At 40.8% G+C, this 19,416-nt stretch carries 19 protein-coding genes; 6 read left to right on the forward strand and 13 right to left on the reverse strand.

The window, feature by feature from the left end; all coding sequences use genetic code 11:
- Positions 1 to 11 precede the first annotated feature (11 nt).
- On the reverse strand, positions 12 to 1,040 hold the full coding sequence (gene epmB, locus G6Q48_RS01855; RefSeq protein WP_166264238.1) for an EF-P beta-lysylation protein EpmB: 1,029 nt from the start codon (positions 1,038 to 1,040) through the stop codon (positions 12 to 14).
- Between the two features lie 43 nt (positions 1,041 to 1,083).
- Between epmB and efp the strand changes: the two genes are divergently transcribed.
- Positions 1,084 to 1,650 (forward strand): elongation factor P, encoded by a 567-nt coding sequence (gene efp, locus G6Q48_RS01860; protein ID WP_102138007.1) that lies wholly within the window; start codon positions 1,084 to 1,086, stop codon positions 1,648 to 1,650.
- A gap of 80 nt (positions 1,651 to 1,730) precedes the next feature.
- Here the strand turns inward: efp and G6Q48_RS01865 are convergent, their stop codons facing one another.
- The 3 genes from G6Q48_RS01865 to G6Q48_RS01875 all read right to left on the reverse strand — a co-directional run bounded on the left by G6Q48_RS01865 (position 1,731) and on the right by G6Q48_RS01875 (position 5,525).
- On the reverse strand, positions 1,731 to 1,928 hold the full coding sequence (locus G6Q48_RS01865) for a YbdD/YjiX family protein (RefSeq protein WP_004258665.1): 198 nt from the start codon (positions 1,926 to 1,928) through the stop codon (positions 1,731 to 1,733).
- A 252-nt stretch (positions 1,929 to 2,180) separates the two neighbouring features.
- The gene (gene cstA / locus G6Q48_RS01870; protein WP_166264240.1) at positions 2,181 to 4,274 is read right to left on the reverse strand and encodes a pyruvate/proton symporter CstA; all 2,094 of its coding nucleotides are present in this window, start codon (positions 4,272 to 4,274) and stop codon (positions 2,181 to 2,183) included.
- A gap of 342 nt (positions 4,275 to 4,616) precedes the next feature.
- On the reverse strand, positions 4,617 to 5,525 hold the full coding sequence (locus G6Q48_RS01875) for an EamA family transporter (protein ID WP_166264242.1): 909 nt from the start codon (positions 5,523 to 5,525) through the stop codon (positions 4,617 to 4,619).
- A 269-nt stretch (positions 5,526 to 5,794) separates the two neighbouring features.
- Here G6Q48_RS01875 and sugE point away from each other — a divergent pair, with 269 nt between their 5' ends.
- A complete protein-coding gene (gene sugE / locus G6Q48_RS01880) occupies positions 5,795 to 6,109 on the forward strand; it encodes a quaternary ammonium compound efflux SMR transporter SugE (protein ID WP_102138004.1) in 315 nt (104 codons plus the stop codon).
- Between the two features lie 105 nt (positions 6,110 to 6,214).
- Here the strand turns inward: sugE and G6Q48_RS01885 are convergent, their stop codons facing one another.
- Complete coding sequence (locus tag G6Q48_RS01885) at positions 6,215 to 6,424, reverse strand: helix-turn-helix domain-containing protein (protein WP_102138003.1); 210 nt, start codon at positions 6,422 to 6,424, stop codon at positions 6,215 to 6,217.
- A 176-nt stretch (positions 6,425 to 6,600) separates the two neighbouring features.
- Here G6Q48_RS01885 and G6Q48_RS01890 point away from each other — a divergent pair, with 176 nt between their 5' ends.
- Positions 6,601 to 7,374, forward strand: a complete 774-nt coding sequence (locus tag G6Q48_RS01890) for a hypothetical protein (RefSeq protein WP_166264244.1) — start codon at positions 6,601 to 6,603, stop codon at positions 7,372 to 7,374.
- Positions 7,375 to 7,437: 63 nt separating this feature from the next.
- On the forward strand, positions 7,438 to 8,622 hold the full coding sequence (locus G6Q48_RS01895) for an MFS transporter (protein ID WP_166264246.1): 1,185 nt from the start codon (positions 7,438 to 7,440) through the stop codon (positions 8,620 to 8,622).
- A 166-nt stretch (positions 8,623 to 8,788) separates the two neighbouring features.
- On the opposite strand, the gene G6Q48_RS01900 is transcribed toward G6Q48_RS01895, so the two are convergent.
- Both G6Q48_RS01900 and tet read right to left on the reverse strand, forming a co-directional pair.
- Positions 8,789 to 9,370: a TetR/AcrR family transcriptional regulator gene (locus tag G6Q48_RS01900; RefSeq protein ID WP_166264248.1), complete on the reverse strand. Its 582-nt coding sequence runs from the start codon at positions 9,368 to 9,370 to the stop codon at positions 8,789 to 8,791.
- Positions 9,371 to 9,448: 78 nt separating this feature from the next.
- Positions 9,449 to 10,651, reverse strand: a complete 1,203-nt coding sequence (tet, locus tag G6Q48_RS01905) for a Tet(A)/Tet(B)/Tet(C) family tetracycline efflux MFS transporter (protein WP_166264250.1) — start codon at positions 10,649 to 10,651, stop codon at positions 9,449 to 9,451.
- Between the two features lie 78 nt (positions 10,652 to 10,729).
- On the opposite strand from tet, the gene tetR reads away from it, so the two are divergent.
- A complete protein-coding gene (tetR, locus tag G6Q48_RS01910) occupies positions 10,730 to 11,329 on the forward strand; it encodes a tetracycline resistance transcriptional repressor TetR (RefSeq protein ID WP_166264252.1) in 600 nt (199 codons plus the stop codon).
- Between the two features lie 76 nt (positions 11,330 to 11,405).
- On the opposite strand, the gene frdD is transcribed toward tetR, so the two are convergent.
- From frdD to frdA, 4 genes are read right to left on the reverse strand one after another with little or no spacing between them, the layout of a single operon-like run.
- Positions 11,406 to 11,759 (reverse strand): fumarate reductase subunit FrdD, encoded by a 354-nt coding sequence (gene frdD, locus G6Q48_RS01915; RefSeq protein WP_004258620.1) that lies wholly within the window; start codon positions 11,757 to 11,759, stop codon positions 11,406 to 11,408.
- A gap of 15 nt (positions 11,760 to 11,774) precedes the next feature.
- Positions 11,775 to 12,170 carry a fumarate reductase subunit FrdC gene (frdC, locus tag G6Q48_RS01920; protein WP_166264254.1) on the reverse strand — a complete coding sequence of 132 codons (396 nt, stop codon included), beginning with the start codon at positions 12,168 to 12,170 and terminating at the stop codon, positions 11,775 to 11,777.
- Positions 12,171 to 12,184: 14 nt separating this feature from the next.
- A complete protein-coding gene (locus tag G6Q48_RS01925) occupies positions 12,185 to 12,919 on the reverse strand; it encodes a succinate dehydrogenase/fumarate reductase iron-sulfur subunit (protein WP_004258616.1) in 735 nt (244 codons plus the stop codon).
- Complete coding sequence (frdA, locus tag G6Q48_RS01930; RefSeq protein ID WP_102137997.1) at positions 12,912 to 14,708, reverse strand: fumarate reductase (quinol) flavoprotein subunit; 1,797 nt, start codon at positions 14,706 to 14,708, stop codon at positions 12,912 to 12,914. Before frdA ends, G6Q48_RS01925 begins: the two co-directional genes overlap by 8 nt.
- Before the next feature lie 799 nt (positions 14,709 to 15,507).
- Here frdA and epmA point away from each other — a divergent pair.
- A complete protein-coding gene (gene epmA / locus G6Q48_RS01935; RefSeq protein ID WP_102137996.1) occupies positions 15,508 to 16,485 on the forward strand; it encodes an elongation factor P--(R)-beta-lysine ligase in 978 nt (325 codons plus the stop codon).
- A gap of 64 nt (positions 16,486 to 16,549) precedes the next feature.
- Here epmA and glpQ read toward each other — a convergent pair whose 3' ends face one another.
- Positions 16,550 to 17,623 carry a glycerophosphodiester phosphodiesterase gene (glpQ, locus tag G6Q48_RS01940; RefSeq protein WP_166264256.1) on the reverse strand — a complete coding sequence of 358 codons (1,074 nt, stop codon included), beginning with the start codon at positions 17,621 to 17,623 and terminating at the stop codon, positions 16,550 to 16,552.
- Between the two features lie 103 nt (positions 17,624 to 17,726).
- Positions 17,727 to 19,076 (reverse strand): glycerol-3-phosphate transporter, encoded by a 1,350-nt coding sequence (gene glpT, locus G6Q48_RS01945; RefSeq protein ID WP_102137994.1) that lies wholly within the window; start codon positions 19,074 to 19,076, stop codon positions 17,727 to 17,729.
- Positions 19,077 to 19,416 lie beyond the last annotated feature (340 nt).

A 19,416-nucleotide genomic window follows, 5' to 3' on the forward strand; every position in this document is an offset into this window, starting at 1 on the left:
CGTTTTGCTTTCTAGTTCTGCCTTAAGTTCAGGTCAAGCAGCGTTTTACTTGGCTCTCCCCCAATTTCCCGAGCGAGCTTAGGCACAAGGTACCCTGAGACCTTACTTAATAATTGCTGTATTAATTGTCTAGCTTCAATATCACTCACTAAAAAGTGAGCAGCACCTTGGACTTTATCTAATACATGCAAGTAATAAGGTAAAATACCCGCGTCAAATAGAGCATTACTTAAATTCATCAGAGCTGTCACGTTGTCATTAACTTGGCGCAGTAATACGCTTTGGTTTAATAATGTCACACCTGATAACTTTAGTTTTTGCATTGCTGCGGTGAATGGTTCGTCGATTTCGTTAGCATGGTTAACGTGTGTCACCATAATGACTTGTAACCTTGAGCTAGCAAGGCGTTTACAGAGAGCTTCAGTGATACGTTCTGGTATCACTACAGGCAAACGAGTATGAATTCTAAGGCGCTTTATATGTGGGATTGCCTCTAATTGGCTGATAAGCCAATCGAGTTCATGGTCTTTTGCCATTAATGGATCACCACCTGAGAAGATGATTTCATTGAGTTCGGTGTGGTTTTTTATATAATCCACAGCCATCAACCAGTTATTTTTATTTCCTTTGTTGTCTTCATAAGGAAAATGCCGGCGAAAACAGTAGCGACAGTTGACTGCACAGCCACCTTTTACCAGCAGTAATGCGCGGTTGTGGTATTTATGCAGTAAACTTGGAATTTCATTATCCTGCTCTTCTAGTGGGTCAGTAGAAAAACCTGGATGTATATCAAACTCTGCTTTTGCGGTTAATACCTGCAATAACAGAGGGTCTAGTGGATCGCCTTTCTTCATGCGGGAAATAAAGGGCATTGGAACGCGTAAAGGAAATAATTTGCGTGCCTCACTGCCTTCTTTCGATGAAAGGTGGTTTTCTAGGTTAAGTATTTGCAGCAATTCATCTGGATTAGTGATTGCTTCTGCAAGTTGTTGTATCCAGACTTCTCTGGATGAGGTATTTTGAGTTACAATATCGACCATTTTTTGGCTATGCCATTTTTAGTTTATAAATTAGAGGATCACCATGGCTACTTATAGTACCAATGAATTCCGCTCAGGTCTTAAAATCATGTTAGATGGCGAGCCTTGTGTCGTTTTAGAAAGTGAATTCGTCAAACCGGGTAAAGGTCAAGCGTTCGCACGTGTGCGTATTCGTAAACTGATTTCTAACAAACTGTTGGAAAAAACATTTAAGTCTACTGACTCTGTTGACGGTGCAGATGTCATGGATATGAACTTAACTTACCTGTACAACGACGGTGAGTTCTGGCATTTCATGAACAACGAAACTTTCGAACAGTTAGCAGCGGACGAAAAAACCGTTGGCGATAACGCGAAATGGTTAGTTGACCAAGCAGAATGTATTTTAACACTGTGGGACGGCCGTCCTATCGCAGTCACTCCACCTAACTTTGTTGAGTTAGAAATTACTGATACTGACCCTGGCCTGAAAGGTGATACCGCAGGTACAGGTGGTAAACCTGCAACACTGAGCACTGGCGCAGTGGTTAAGGTTCCTCTGTTTGTTCAGATCGGTGAAGTGATCCGTGTTGATACTCGTTCTGGTGAGTATGTTTCACGCGTAAAATAACGGTTGATCCTATACTGAATCGTTAGAAATAAAAAGCCGTGGTCGAGTGCCACGGCTTTTTTTTGTCTATTTTTTAAGGCTTAACAGCACTTAAACCCACCTTTACCACCGTAGCGTGCATCTTGGCGCTCTTTGAAAAACTCTTCATAGGTCATGGGAGTTTGGTCAGGGTGTGTTTTTTGCATATGAGCGACGTAGTTGTCGTAATCGGGGACGCCGACCATCATTTTTGCCGCTTGGCCTAGGTAGCGGGCTGCTTTTCCCAGTTCTCCAAACATTTCTTTCTCCTTACATACTTCGCGCTACAGCGTTGTTGACTGCTCTCGGCCACCCAAGTCACATACTGTTATGTATGCTCCTAGTTTCTCCTTCATACTTCACGCTGTTGCTGCGTTGGCTTCATTCGCTAACCCTAGTCACATACTGGAGTATGCTCCTAGGGATTATCTTCTTTGCCGCCTTGCTCCAACGTGAATTATTTTGGAGAAAGAGTATATGCCCTAAACAGTGACAAGCTTTTTCCGCGAAAATCAATGATGGCGCGTATTTGCCACGATTTCTTCATAGTTGGCTGGCATTGGCTCGTAGGGTACTTCATTCGCAGTTGGTTGGTCAGATTTTAATGCCTTCAACGCAGTGCGGATGGAGAATAGAGCCAGTAATACCACAACAATCATAAAGAAAATAGTTAATCCTGCATCTAAGCGGTTATTGAAAATTAACTGAGTTAATTGAGATTCCGTATATTGAACAGGAATATTACCGCTATCAATCATTGCTTGGAATTTATTTGCGACAGCTAAGAAACCAACACGGGCATCTTCACTGAAGGTTTTCTCCCAGCCAGCAGTCATGGTACAGATTAACAACCATGCAGTTGGGACTAAAGCGACCCATGCGTATCTTTGGCGCTTCATTTTGAACAGTACCACAGCACACAGCATTAATGCCATACCCGCCAACATTTGGTTCGCGATACCAAACAGTGGCCATAAGGTGTTAATACCACCAAGCGGGTCGACAACACCTTGGTGGAGGAAATAACCCCAAGCTAGCACACACAGGGCAGTTGCTATCAAGTTTGCGGGTAACGAATCGGTGCGTTTTAAGGAGGGAGAAACCACACCCAGTAAATCTTGCAGCATAAAGCGTGCTGCTCGAGTTCCTGCATCCACTGCGGTTAAAATAAATAATGCTTCAAATAAAATGGCGAAGTGGTACCAGAAGGCAACATTCATTAGGCCGCCAAGGGCACCGTGGAGAATATACGCCATCCCAACAGCCAGTGTTGGAGCACCGCCGGCACGTGAAATAATACTGGTTTCACCCACATCATTAGCAATACTGTTGAGCTGTTCAGGGGTGATCTGGAAGCCCCAACTACTGACGACTTGGGCAGCTGAAGCGACGACATCTTGCGTACCCGCAGGCGCTAACATTGCCATAGGGCTATTCATGGCGAAATAAACACCCGGGTCAATCACACAAGCGGCAACTAACGCCATAATCGCCACAAAGGACTCCATCAGCATGCCACCATAACCGATAAAACAAGCTTGGTTTTCATTCGCCAACATTTTTGGTGTGGTGCCTGATGAAATCAGTGCGTGGAAACCGGATACTGCACCACAAGCAATGGTGATAAATAGGAATGGGAACAGATCCCCTGCCCAGACAGGCCCTGTACCATCAATATATTTCGTCAGTGATGGCATTTGTAGATTTGGATTGAGGATTAAAATACCAATTGCTAAACCAATAATAGTCCCAATTTTTAAGAAGGTTGATAGGTAGTCACGTGGTGCAAGTAGCAACCAAACGGGTAAAACGGCAGCAACAAAGCCGTATCCCACTAACATCCAAGTGAGTTGAACACCGGTATAGTCAAAATAAGGTGCCCAAGTTTCGCTTTCAGCAACCCAACCCCCAGAGATAATGGCAAATACGAGGAAAACTAGCCCTATAATAGAAACTTCACCAATGCGTCCTGGGCGTATATAACGGGTATAAATACCCATAAAAATAGCCAATGGGATAGTAAAGGCAACGGTGTAAGTTCCCCATGGGCTGTGAGTGAGGGCTTTTACGACAATCATGGCTAGTACCGCTAAGATGATCACCATAATCATAAAACAAGCGATTAAAGCCAACACCCCTGCGGTATTGCCCATTTCTTCTTTAACTAATTCACCCAGTGAGCGGCCGTCTCGACGTGTTGAAACAAACAGCACCATAAAGTCTTGTACGGCACCAGCTAGGACAACCCCGGCAAGTAGCCAAAGCATACCAGGTAAATAGCCCATTTGCGCCGCAAGCACAGGGCCGACAAGAGGGCCTGCTCCTGCAATGGCGGCAAAGTGGTGGCCAAATAATACTTTTTTGTCTGTTGGTACGTAATCTAAGCCATCGTTATGACGAATTGCTGGTGTCATACGAGTTGCATCAACTTGGAGTACTTTTTTAGCAATAAAAAGCCCGTAATATCGGTATGCAATCAGATAAATACACACGGCGGAAACAACGATCCACAGGGCATTAATCTGTTCACCTCGATTTAAGGCGATGTAACCCAGTGAAAAAGCACCAAGTAATGCGAGCACAATCCATATTAATTGTTTACCCATAGCCATCCCCATCTGTTCAGTTGATTACTTTTTGTTATTTGTTTAAGTAAAACTGAGAAAGATATAGCCATACTTAAGTTAAAGAAAAAGTAGCTAAAACGAGACACCTAATTGAAATTTGAGATAAATTTAATAATTGTTGCCAATATCACTAATTTAGGATGATTTATTGGATTTTATCTGGTTTTGAACTAGCAGTTATCGGCTTAATTGGTTTTTTATCTTAAATTGTTATTTATTTTGGAATTAATAACTGTTGGGGTGTTTTTGCTGATAAGGGCGAGGGTAAAAGGTTCGGGGAATAATCGGAAGGTAAAAAACTTCCGATTATTCATTGGCTAACTAGGCTCGCCTTAATTTTTGAATCATTTTTTTGCCAAAAAGCGTCGTAATTAGGCCAAGCATGATTAAAACGAGGCCAGCAACTTGTACGCCATTTATGTGCTCTCCAAGGAATAAAGCACTACTGCTTAAGCCAAAGACAGGAACCAACAATGAAAAAGGAGCAACTCGCCACGCTTCATAGCGACCAAGTAACACTCCCCAGATCCCATAGCCGACAAATGTTGATAAATAAGCTAAATAGATAATGACACCAAAGACTGACCAGTTAAAACTGGATAGCCCTTCTGTAATCGCTTCTTCACCTTCTAATATCCATGAACTAATTAAAAACGGGATAATTGGGATCAGTGCGCTCCAACTGACCAAAGATAGGGCACTGCATTTTTCAGCGCCTTCCTGTTTCATAATAATTCTATTGGTAATATTTCCACAAGCCCATGATAACCCAGCAATTAGTGTAAAAACCAACCCGAGTAATGGAATATCATCTAGTCCACCGGCGGTGGCACCATTGGCTAGCACAGTTAGCCCTGCAATCGCGATAAACATACCAATAAAGTGTGTCGGCTGTAATGATTCTTTTAAAATCATTGCGCCAAGTAATAGGGTAAAGAAAGCTTGGGATTGCAATATGACAGAGGTTATACCCGCAGGCATTCCAACTCGAATAGCACAAAATAAGAAGGCGAATTGACCAAAGCTAATCGTTAGCCCATAGAGAAGCAATAATTTGAATGGAATTTTAGGGCGCTTAAAAATAAAAATAGCGGGAAAGGCCACAAACATGAAGCGTAAGGCACCTAATAATAACGGTGGAAGTGCGGTCACACCGAGTTTAATGATAACGAAGTTAACTCCCCAAATGATTACCACACAAAGGGCGAGTAAGATGTCTCTGAGACTCATGCTATTTTCTCGATGTACTTGTCAGATAAGAGACCTACTTTACCTGCGTATAATTTTGAGTGCGATGGTTATGATGCTTAATTATAAAAAACGGTATAAAAAGGTTAAATATTATTGTTAATTTGCACTTATTTGTTATTTTTCGTTGTTTGAGTCTGGGTTTGTAAATGTTTATAATGTGTTCTCACATCACACGTATTCAGGACGACCTGAAATAACGTCATTTAAATATGGGGACGACCCCGATGAATTAACGGGAGCAACCAGCCATGGCTTGGGTAGTCCTTTTATTTGCAGGTTTATTAGAAGTGGTATGGGCTGTAGGGTTAAAATACAGCCATGGTTTTACCCGCTTAACGCCAAGTATCATCACTATTATCGCTATTATTGCGAGTATGGGGCTATTGGCTTATGCCATGCGTGATTTGCCTGTCGGCACCGCTTATGCAATTTGGACAGGTATTGGTGCAGTGGGTACGGCAATTGTTGGGATTATTTTCCTTGGGGAATCAGCGAATATGTTTCGCTTATTAAGCCTTGCCTTGATTATTACAGGGCTAATTGGCTTAAAAGTATCAAGTTAGCTTTCAAATTAAGTGTTTTTTAATTAAAAATAAATAATAAGCGGGTAGCAGAGAAAGTTACCCGCATTTTTTGATATTTTGGGCATAGAGAAAACTATTTTTATATTATTTTTCGTTATAACGCGATGGCCAAATTTCAGATGCCGGTATATCCAAAAATTCAGCAATAATTCTTTCTCCTTTAGGCCAACGTCTTGAAAGGGCATTATTTAATGTTGATGAGTTTAATCCTGCTTGCCGTGATATTTGAGAAAGAGAAGAGCCTTTTTTCTTTATCGCTGCAATAATATCAGCTGAATGCCAATCTTTTTTCATTTTATCTCCAATTATTGTTTGTTTAATAATTTAATTTGAATTTTTATTTCATATTAATATAAAGTTATCAGCCCTACATTTAATAGTCTCATTAAATAATACTTTGAATGTTTTTCATCCTATGATAAAGATACGTCTCTTGATGTTAATCATTTTTAAACTTAAAAGGATTTATTATGGATGTTAAGAATGTTTTTTTAGAAAAATCTTGTGCTGATTTGAAAGATATATTCTCTAATTATTTTGACTGGAATGATATTGATCTTTCTTTTTCTAGGGTTGATGTTAGTAATAAAAAGGTTAACATTATTTCGAATAACTATGAATGGCTATTGGTTTATTGGGATGCTGATTTAGATAAACTAATGAGTGAGCGGTTATCATCAGGGATACAATATTGGAATAATTACTCTAAAGCTTATATGGAAACTTTATTGAGAACGAAAAAGAATGAGTTGAAGGTGGATTTTTGTACCAAATATGGAAGTGTGTATGAAATAACCTCAATTAATTCAAAAAGAAAACTTTCAGTAAAGGAGATGCTCGCAATATATAAATGTCGTCCTACAATTGCTGATTACGCACATGGTATATGGAAATCAAATGATGATTATTTACCACTAAGAGAGAATATAGAGCTATTGGTAGAAAACAATCTGGATGATAATGAAAAAGAAACCGAGATTTTAGATATGCATCAATACATGCGGTTTGGGAATATTCGTTTCACCCGAAAAGAGGTTGTTACTATTAGGTTATTATTATCACATTGTAAAGTAAAAGAAATTAGCTATATACAAGGTTGTTCTGAAGTGTGTGAACATAAGAGAATTCAAAGAATTAAAGAAAAACTTGGTTGTCCACATGCTTCTTCTAGTGGTCTATTTATGGCATTAAAGGAAAATGGAATTACACTAGCCTGTTTAGAAACCTTAGTAAGCTATCCTTAAATTTAAATATATATTTAAATAATTAAAATACTTTATCATTTTTAAATGGATGTAAATATCAAAATGAAATGGAAATTTAGATTTGGTGCAGTCGCTGGTAATGCTTTGGAATACTATGATATTGCTGTTTTTGCAGCTATATCCACTTATTTAAGTATGGAATTAACTAAATTAGGTTATTCCCAAGCAACGGAAATGGTATGGGGGATTTTTGCATTACGTTTTTTAATTCGCCCATTAGGAGGGTATGTTATCGGCCGGTACGCTGATACGGTAGGAAAAAAATCTGCTTTGATATTAACAAGTATGATAACCGGCACGGCAACATTAATGATGGCACTGTTACCCATTGAATTATTAGGAGACTATACGCCACTAGCAATATTAATTTTACAATTGGCTCTTTCTTTTAGTTTCGCAGGTGAGTTTCCTTCTCTAATTACGTATTTATTTAAGGATTTAGATGGAAATATTCAATCTAGAGTTTCGTCAATTATTGTTGGTAGCTCTTTATGTGGGGTCATTGCATCATTAGTTATCGTTTTCATTCTAAAGAATACGTTATCTGAAGATACTATGCAGTCAATTGGGTGGAGGATCCCATTATTAATTGGTTTAATTAATATTTTAATTAGCTTTTGGTTTAGAGCTAAATTACCAGATTATAAAAATGATTTGAACAAAAAAATAATGTTCAGCTGGTACCATGTTTTTTGGGTGTTTTTATTTACCATCCCTGGGACTGTCACTTTTTACTCTCAAAATTTGTCAACTTCACTAATTATTCAACAATTAAAGATAGACGAGATAAAAAATTTTTATGAAATATTCTCATCCGGTTTATTGTTAGTTTTTATGATGATATGTGGTTGGTTAACAGATAAGTATAGTTCGGCTAAATCTGTTTTTAATATGGGAGTTATTGGGATGGTACTGTTTTCAGTACCCCTTTATTTTTTACTACAAATAGATAATTTACTTCTGGTTTTTTTAGCTCAAGTTGTTATGTCCACATATTCAGCAATGATATTATGTAATTTATCAGCAGTGCTGATGGATAAATCTAATGGGCAGGCAACAATATTAGGAGTGGGTTATAACAGTGCAGCTGCATCTATCGGTGGGATCACCCCTCTGATTGTTAGTTATTTAAGTCATTTTAACTTAGGCTATGTTGGGTTATTTATTGCGGGTTGTGGGCTTTCTTACTTTATTTCGACTTGGTTGCCAAAACCAAATCCTGTTTAGTGTCAGTCATGATTTAATCCCCCCCTTAGGGGGATTAAATCTTCATAAATGATAGGTCTACAGTAGGTAGAATGGCAGTAATAAAATATAAGATGTCTGCTCTATTAGCTATACAAATGTTTTGCGGATAAAAAGTAGCAATAAGAAGTACTAACAATGAAAAGTGTTACTTGATCAACTGGCTAAAACGTTGGTATAGGATTTCACCCAGAGTCTGTTGATTATACTCGGTACTATTGGCTAAATTATCAACAGCAGCATGCATGGAGTGGTAAATCATTGTCGCCATCAATTCTTGGGGCAATTCTGACCACGCTTTGTTTTGTTCACCGAAAGCTAGAATAGCTTTAATTTGTTCAACTGCACGGGTTTCATGGTCATTACTGCGCCCGTGGTATTCGTCGTGAAATAGCATGTCGTGAATGTTTTGTTTTTCAACATAGTATTTGACGCTATTTTCACACCATGATTTGAGTTTGGCAGATGCACTTTTTTGTGAGTCTACAGCGGATTGAATGTGGCCTAAATACCAGTCCATATAGCGAGAGCGTAAGGCTTCCATAATGTCATTTTTTGACTGGAAATAGTGATAAAAAGTCCCTTTTGCAACATCGGCAGATAAGACAATTTCGCTGACAGTTGTATTAACAAATCCTTTGGAAAGAAAGAGTTTTTCTGCTGCATTCATCAGGTCATCTAGCCTTTCTTCCGCAGGTTTCGTTCTTGGCTTTTTAGGTTGTATTGTCATTGAAATATCTCTTAACGTCATGTTCCAAAAGCAAATCTGATAAGGGTATCATAGCACTTAATATTGATATGCTAAAACTTAACTCCCCGATAGTTTTGCTGTTTCAACTATCGAGTTGTCGCTTTTATGAAAAGATAAACTAAATGCGATCAAGAAAACATACATTGTTGCTCCAATTAGCCACACCCAGCCATCCCAGTTTGCCAGTGTAAGGCCAAAAATAAAGCTAAATAATAATGGACCAATTACCCCCGTAGTATTGGTTAGACTCACCAATATTCCTTGTAGTTTGCCTTGGTTAGCTTGATTAACTTGAGCGGACATTAACCCTTGTAGCGCGGGTAACGCAATACTGCCACCGGCGAGCAAAATTAATGTAGGGAAAATCATCCAACCCTCTGTGAGTAATGACAAAATAATGAATGCGGTGCCATCTGCGATAAAACCGACAATAATTGTCACTTTTTCATTGAATTTTTTGGCTATCGCCCCGGCAATAAAGGCTTGAAATAGGGCATGCATGACGCCTAAACCCGCCAGAGATAACCCAACTTGCATACTGTCCCATTGAAAGCGACTTTCGGTAAATAACACCCAAGTTGTTGCAGGGATCTGGCCAATTAGCTGCGCCATAAAAAAGACAAAAAGGAGCATAATGACAGGTTTTATCAGCCGTATGAAGGAAACCGGCTGCTCTACAGTTTCATTTTGATCATTCTGTATAGCACGTCTGTTTTGATCTTTAAAAATAAGCAAGATCACGACAAAAGAGCACGCGTTCAAGGCGGCTGCAATAACAAAAGGTAAGTGTGGAGAGAATTGCCCTGCAAAGCCGCCAATCGCAGGGCCAGCGATTAGGCCAACACCAAATGCTGCACCTAGTCGCCCAAACCATTTTGTACGCTCTTGCGGGGCAGTGTTGTCAGCAATAATAGAAGCGGCAACAGCGCCTGTTGCCCCAGTGATCCCTGAAATTAAGCGGCCTAAATACAGTATCCAAAGTGAGCTGGATAAAGCCAGTAAAGTATAGTCGAGAGCGGCTCCCGCAAGGGAAAGCAGTAAGATAGCTCTGCGACCGAATTTATCGGACCATTTTCCCAGTATTGGAGCAAAAAACACCTGCATGACGGCATACAGGGCCAATAAGATGCCGTAGTGGTTTGCCAAATGTTCTATTGTTACATACTCACGAAGTAAGGCTGGCAAAACAGGCATGATTAAGCCGATCCCCATGGCATCTAGGGCGGTGATCGTTAAAGCGGTGATCGCAAACTTATTCATAATTGATTTCTCTATCAGTGATAGAGTTGGAATATATCCCTATCAGTGATAGAGTGTCAATAAAAATAGGGGAGCAATATGGCAAGGCTGGATAGAGAAACCATTATTAGTGCCGCATTAGATTTGCTGAATGAAGTGGGAATGGAAGGGCTGACAACTCGAAAATTGGCCCAAAAACTGGGCGTTGAGCAGCCTACACTGTATTGGCATGTGAAGAATAAGCGCACACTGTTAGATGCATTATCGGTTGAAATGCTAAAACGGCACCATGACCACCCATTACCTGCCGAGGGGGAAACGTGGCAGGAATTTTTGCGTCATAATGCATTAAGTTTTCGCCGTGCCTTACTTAGCTATCGTGATGGGGCAAAGGTACATTTGGGGACTCGCCCAAGTTCAGAGCAATATGCAACTGTGGAAAAACAATTACAGTTTATGGTTGATAACGGTTTTTCATTACAAAACGGTTTATATGCAATTAGCGCGGTGGGGCATTTTACGTTAGGTTCGGTGCTAGAACAGCAAGAACATATTGCCGCAATTAGTGAGCGGGATGTAGGACAAGATAGCTCAATGCCGTTGTTATTAAAGCAGGCGATACACATCATGGATAATGATGATGGAACGGCCGCTTTTTTATTTGGTTTAGAATCACTTATTCGAGGCTTTAAGCAATAGTTTTTAAGCTCTAAAAAAGAAAAGGTATGGCCATTGCTGCCATACCTTGTATTAAAATAATGTGTGATTGAATTATTTACAGTGTGAATACACCGATAATTGCAATAACGCTGATGATTGCTGAGCCGCCATAGAAAACCCATTTTGTCGCTGGGACATGGATTTTAAAGTCGTGCAAAGTATGGTGGATACGGTGCATACCACACCATACTGGCAAAATAATCATCAGTAATAAGAATACGCGGCCGATAAAGCTTTGGCTAAATGCCATAATACGCTCATAGCTCAGCATTTCTGGTGCAACGCCGAGAGGAATTAAAATCCCTAACAGAATGATAATAGCAGGGCCAATCACGGCACTCCACATACCACCAGCACCAAATAACCCCCAGAAAATCGGCTCATCGGAACGTTTAGGCGTTAGATTCATCAGATTCTCCTTAGATTAAAATAACAATGCGATTGCTAAGATTGCCGCAGTAACAACAATCGTGAGAGCCCAGAAGACTTTAACAATAGGCTCATCAGACATTTTCTTATCTTTTACAATAATACTGACGGCTTTTGGTGCAAGATTGAACCACGTAGTGGTGTGCAATAGTGTTGCCGCCAAAGTAATAATGTTAATGATAAGAATGATTGGGTTACTTAAGAACCCAACAAAACCTGCCCATGATTCAGGGCCACTTTTCAGCGCAAATACCCCATACAGGACTAAAATACTGAACCAAACTTGAAGGACTGAAGTACTTTCACGCATGATGTAAAAGCGGTAAAAACCCAACTTTTGCCACCAGTCGCCCTTCATTTCCCTAACATAGGGTTTACGTTTCGTTGTCATGACTTCAATTCTCCTTATCGTGGCTTCAGCATGGCGATAACAAAGTCTTGCGCACTGGCAACTTTACCTTGTTGGATCGCGCCCGCAGGGTCGACATGCTTAGGACAGACTTCAGAGCAGTAGCCTACAAACGTACAGCTCCAGACACCATTGTCACCATTTAACAAGGTCATGCGTTCTTTCGCACCATGGTCTCGGTTATCTAAATTGTAGCGCTCTGCCAATGTGATAGCGGCTGGACCGATGAATTCTGGATTCAGTCCAAATTGTGGGCAAGCTGCATAGCACAGACCACAGTTGATACAGCCTGAGAACTGATGGTATTTCGCCATCTGGGCAGGCGTTTGCTTATTCGGGCCTTCAGAAGGTTTACGGTCATTACCGATAATATACGGTTTGATCGCTTCTAAACGCTCGATAAAGTGAGTCATATCAACAACAAGGTCGCGCTCGATTGGGAAGTTACCTAATGGCTCAACTTTCATGCCTTGCGGGTATTCACGCAGGAATGTTTTACAAGCCAGTTTAGGTACTTTATCGACCATCATGCCACAAGAACCACAAATCGCCATACGACAAGACCAGCGGTAAGACAGGTCTGGAGCGAGGTTATCTTTGATATAGCCTAACGCATCTAACAAAGAAGTTTGCTCGTCGTAAGGGACATCATACGTCACCAAATGGGGCTCACTATCCGTTTCTGGATTGTAACGCATGATCTCCATTTTTAGGTGTTTCATATCATCCATTAGCTTGCTCCTTCTTCGCCTTATCTTGAGCTTCAGCTTCGGCACCGTAAACACGTTTAGCTGGCTGAGATTTCGTGATTTTCACGTCACTGTATTCTAAACGAGGGGAGCCCTCTGGGTTATAGAATGCCAAAGTATGTTTAAGGAAATTCACATCATCACGCTCAGTACAGCCTTCATCGAGACGTTGGTGTGCACCACGTGATTCTTTACGGTTGATTGCAGAGTGAGCCATACATTCAGCCACATCAAGGCCAAAGCCTAATTCAATGGTGTACAGTAGGTCAGTATTAAATACGCTGCTATGGTCGGTAATTTCGACGTGTTTGAAGCGTTCTTTCAGTTCAGCAATTTTATCAACGGTTTTTTGCATTAATTCAGGAGTACGGTAGATACCGCAGCCTTCTTCCATTGAAATACCCATCTCATCACGGATTTTCGACCAGCTCTCTTTCCCTTTTTGGTTCATGAGTTTACTAAGGTCAGCTTCGATATCACGGGTACGGGCTTCGATAGCATTTGCATTAGCTGGTGTTGCTTCAGCAGCATGGCGAGCGGCTTCTTCACCTGCTAGGCGACCAAATACCACTAATTCAGCTAATGAGTTAGAACCTAAACGGTTTGCACCGTGCAAGCCAACAGAAGAACATTCACCGACAGCAAATAGGCCTTTGATACGTGTTTCTGTGCGTTGATCCGTTTCGATACCACCCATGGTGTAGTGGGCGGTTGGGCGAACAGGAATTGGGTCTGTTACTGGGTCAACCCCCACGTAGGCTTTCGCCAACTCACAAATAAATGGTAAACGTTCATGCAGTTTTTCTGCGCCAAGGTGGCGAAGATCTAAGTAAACAACATCACCGCGGTGGGTACTGATAGTGCGGCCTGCACGCCATTCGTGCCAGAACGCTTGGGAAACTTTGTCACGTGGACCCAGTTCCATATATTTATTTTCAGGTTTACCCAGTGGCGTTTCAGGTCCCATTCCGTAGTCTTGCAGATAGCGATAGCCGTCTTTATTGACAAGGATCCCGCCCTCACCACGGCAACCTTCGGTCATTAAGATACCAGAGCCAGGAAGACCTGTTGGGTGATACTGAACGAATTCCATGTCACGTAAAGGAACACCATGACGGAATGCCATTCCCATCCCATCACCGGTTACAATACCGCCATTGGTATTATAGCGATAAACACGTCCAGCACCGCCCGTCGCCATGACGATAGAATTCGCACGGATCTGGACTTTTGTTCCTTCCATCATATTTAACGCGACAAGACCACGGACTTGGCCTTCATCAACAATGATATCGAGGACAAAGTGTTCGTCAAAACGTTGAATTTGTGGATATTTTAATGAAGTTTGGAACAGGGTATGGAGCATGTGGAAGCCAGTTTTATCAGCAGCAAACCACGTACGCTCAATTTTCATCCCACCAAAGCGGCGAACGTTAACTGAACCATCTGGTTTACGGCTCCACGGGCAGCCCCATAGTTCTAGTTGGGTCATTTCTGTTGGGCAGTGTTCGACGAAATAATCGACGACATCTTGCTCACACAGCCAGTCCCCACCAGCTACAGTATCATTAAAATGATAGTCATAGGAGTCATGAGCCTGAGTAACTGCTGCTGATCCCCCCTCTGCGGCCACGGTGTGACTACGCATTGGGTATACTTTTGAGACCAGAGCAATCTTGATATTGGGATTTGCTTCAGCGGCAGCAATTGCTGCACGTAAGCCTGCGCCCCCGGCCCCGATAATCGCTAAATCGGCATTGAAGGTTTGCACTGCGCTTCTCCATTGTTCAAGTGTAAAATTGATAAATTCTTTTAAATACTTTTGATAATTAGCTATGTCATTTTCAGTTCAACTTAAAGCTAAACTCCGAAATATCTGTTTTTTAATAGTAAATAATATAATAGCTAATAATGACTTATCATGCTGTGAATTATAGCGAATAGTACTCAAGATAAATTTGATATAGAGGGGGGTTTTGGCCAAATTTAGCTATAAAGTGTGAGGTGGATCTTCTTTTTGTAAATTGTTTTTACATTACTCGATTTTCTAGGCTGTTAACATCGAATAAAAAGGAATTTCAAATAATTATCATTAAATTTACATAAAATCTTAGCGTATAAAACCAAGGGAATTAGTCAGGTTTTACCAATAATAAGTGAATAATACTATTATTATAGCTGAAGGGTTTCATTCATATTGAATGCTAATTTGCGAGGAGTCTCACTGTTTATTTTTAGAGGAAGTTCAATTTCGAAGAGAAAATTTTAAAATAGATTGAGAAAGCGAATCGTTTCGCTTTTTTAGTAACAGCTATGTCACATAATATAAGAAATAATCATGTTTTAGGCTGTTTTATTTACGTCTTCCCATCAGCTTATGTAAAGCTAAAAGCAAAGGCTTTGCCTAATCGTATAAAGCAAGGGATAATCAGGCTATCCCTACTTACTCATTATGTCGACAGTTACAAGCGCTGACGCTCAGATAAATGCGCTTTATCAGTGTAAATGCATTGTGTGTTGCAAGTGAGGTGGGTACACTGCACGACTAAGTTTATTTTGGAGTCATCTTAATGAGTGATATAGCGAATTGGCAGCCAACCGCCCCCATCGCTAACCTGTTACAGCGCGCAAAAATAATTGCGGAAATCAGACGTTTTTTTACTGATCGCTGTGTACTTGAAGTCGAAACCCCCGCAATGAGTCAGGCTACAGTCACTGACGTTCATCTTGTTCCATTTGCAACGCGTTTTGTGGGCCCAGGTGCGGCACAAGGCATTAATTTATATTTAATGACTAGCCCTGAATACCACATGAAACGTTTATTAGCAGCAGGTAGTGGGCCTATCTATCAGCTAGGTCGTAGCTTTAGAAATGAAGAAGCAGGGCGGCATCATAATCCTGAATTTACCATGTTAGAGTGGTACCGTCCGCATTTTGATATGTATCGCTTGATTAATGAAGTGGATGACTTACTGCAACAAGTCTTAGAGTGCGAGAGTGCGGAGCTACTTTCTTATCAGCAAGCGTTTTTACGCTATTTGGATATTGACCCATTGTCTGCTGAGAAAAGTGAATTACGTGAGGTTGCTGCTCGTTTAGATTTAAGCAATATCGCGGATCACGAAGAAGATAAAGATACCTTGCTACAGCTGTTATTTACCATGGGTGTTGAGCCTCATATCGGTAAAGAAAAGCCTGTGGTGGTGTATCATTTCCCTGCGACCCAAGCTTCTCTTGCTGTAATTAGCTCGGAAGATCATCGTGTTGCTGAGCGTTTTGAGGTGTATTATAAAGGAATGGAACTGGCGAATGGTTTCCATGAACTCACCGATGCAAGCGAACAGCGCCAGCGATTTGAACAAGACAACCGTAAACGCGTGACAATGGGGTTACCTACTGCACCTATTGATGAGCACTTACTTGCGGCTTTAGAGCATGGTTTACCTGATTGTTCTGGTGTCGCTGTTGGGGTTGATAGATTGATTATGATTGCTTTAAATGCAGATAAAATCAGTGATGTGATCGCATTCCCTGTCACTATCGCTTAACTAATACGCCTAACTTGAAAATAATGCAGCCATTTGGCTGCATTATTGTTTTTGGTGCAGAAAACTATTTTTGTTTCTGTTGTTCTAAGAACTTAACACCTAAGTCAGGGAAGTCTGTAAAGGCGCCATCGACATCAGCTTGGTTATAAATGATGTCATAAAGCTGTTGCCCATCTTTGGCGTATTTTGGCAGCTTATCAACACGAATAGTGAACGGGTGAACCGCCATTTTATTTTCATGGGCTTCTTTGACCATGCCATTCACTTTGATGTTAGTTGGCGTAGATTCTTCACTAATTAGCATATGATAATCAGGGCCAATACCATCTGCATAGGTTGCAATTTCTTTCATGGCACCCGGTTTCATCATCCAATCGTAATTGTAGTTAACCCAAGTTCCGTCAGGTTTTTGCTCTTGAGTTTCGTTCCAATCGGTGTAAGCAATCAACTGAATTAATTTAAGATCCATTCCCATTTCAGGCATCAAGGTATTTTTAATACGTTTTAGATCATTTGGGTCAAATGATTGTAGATAAACGTTGGAATCCTTGGTGGTGTAACCATATTCTTTAAGAACTTCGAGTGTTTTCTTGGTGATATCTTTGCCTTCTTGCTGGTGGAACCAAGGGGCTTTAATTTCTGGGTAGATACCAATATTTTTACCTGTTGATTTGTTTAATCCTTGAACAAATTCAATCTCTTCTTGGAAAGTATGAACGCGGAAATCTGATTTGCCCATCGGGAAGCGGTTCGGATAGCTTTGGACTTTTTTACCATCAACAATATCAAATCCTTCTGTAAAATTGAGTGATTTGATTTCATCAAGGGTAAAGTCAATCGCATAATAACGGCCATCTTTATGCGCGCGGTCAGGGAAACGTTCAGCAACATCAGTCACGCGATCGAGATAATGGTCATGTAAGACCACGAGCTCGTTATCTTTCGTCATAACTAAATCTTGCTCAAGAAAATCAGCACCTTGTGCGTAAGCCATTGCTTTTGCAGGTAAGGTATGTTCCGGTAAGTAACCACTTGCACCACGATGTGCAATGACAACTTTACTTGAAGCTTGAGCTACAGCAGACACTGACATCACTAAAACCATACTAGCCACCAATGTTTTTAATGGAAAGCTCATGATTATATCTCCTTGGCACTTTATTTGGGTAAAAAAATGGGCTACATCATTTTTTGATATAGCCCACGAGTCTAGCGATTAACAATGAACATTTAATGAATGTTTATTGTGAGTTTGCTAATTCACGTTTATGTTTGCTTTCGCTCAACATGACGATAAACAGTAGAACAACAGCCAATGCTGAACCACCGATCATGACTGCGAAGCCACCGTCCCAACCGAAGTAGTCTACGGTATAACCAACGATAGCACTTGCTGCGACAGAACCACCGAGGTAGCCGAACAAGCCTGTGAATCCTGCGGCGGTACCTGCTGCTTTTTTCGGTGCAAGTTCAAGAGCGTGTAAACCAATCAACATAACAGGACCATAGATTAAGAAACCGATGATCAACATACATGCCATATCAACATTTGGGTTACCGGCTGGGTTCATCCAGAACACGATAGTTGCGATGGTTACCAGAACCATGAAGAACACACCAGTGGCTCCACGGTTACCGCGGAAGACTTTATCCGACATCCAACCACACAGTAACGTACCTGGGATACCTGCGTATTCATATAAGAAGTAAGCCCATGAAGATTTGTCCATTGCGAAGTGTTTAACTTCACGCAGGTAAGTTGGAGACCAGTCCAAAACACCATAACGCAGTAAGTAAACGAACACGTTCGCAATCGCAATCATCCATAACAGTTTGTTAGGGAAAACATACTTCATGAAGATTTCTTTTGCAGTTAATTCTTCTTCATCGGATGCTTTATAGTCTGTTGGATAGTCGTTTTTGTATTCTTCAATTGGAGGAAGACCACAAGATTGCGGGGTATCGCGCATTAACGCAAATGCAATGATTGCAACAAGAATAGCGGCCAATGCAGGCATATACAGAGCAGCTTTCCAGTCGTTAAACCATGCCATACCTAACATGAACAGTAATGGCGGGATACCACCACCGACGTTGTGCGCACAGTTCCAAACCGAAACGATACCACCACGTTCTTTTTGTGACCACCAGTGAACCATGGTACGTCCACAAGGAGGCCAACCCATACCTTGGAACCAACCACAAAGGAACAGTAATACGAACATTACCATGATGCTTGATGTTGCCCATGGTACGAATCCCATGACTAACATCACTACGGAGGCAAGAATCAAACCTGCGGGTAAGAAATAGCGCGGGTTTGCACGGTCGGAAAACGACCCCATGATAAATTTAGAAAATCCGTAAGCAATTGAGATCCCTGATAATGCGAAACCAAGGTCACCTTTAGAGAAACCTTGTTCAACAAGATATGGCATCGCTAACGCAAAGTTCTTTCGGACTAGATAATACGCTGCGTAACCAAAGAAAATACCCATGAAGATCTGCCAACGAAGCTTACGATAGACAGGATCTACCTTATCAGCTGGCAGCCTCTCTATATGAGGTGCTGGTTTAAAAATGCTTAACATATACGCCTCCGATGGCATGCTAATTTTTATTTACACTTCCATTCTCTGTTTCAGAGAGATTGAGTGTTTATTATTGGTGAAGTAACAAAAACGAAAGTATTCGAGTAATTTAAGAGTCTTTATTTTCTTAATTGCTCTAAATTGTAGTCGTTAAAAAACAATTTATCTGTAATCCAACGCACAATTATTGATTTTGTTTATGAAGTTGCATAGTAAATGACATTTGTGAATAGAATGGAACTGGAAATGTTAATTATTTTGTGATTTTCATCACGATTTTGTTCTTTGAGGTGCTAAAAATGTCGCAATTACTTTCGTTTTTGTTCCTTATCAAACATTG

The organism is Providencia sp. M-27 (assembly GCF_011077905.1).
Taxonomy (GTDB): Bacteria; Pseudomonadota; Gammaproteobacteria; order Enterobacterales; family Enterobacteriaceae; genus Providencia; species Providencia huaxiensis.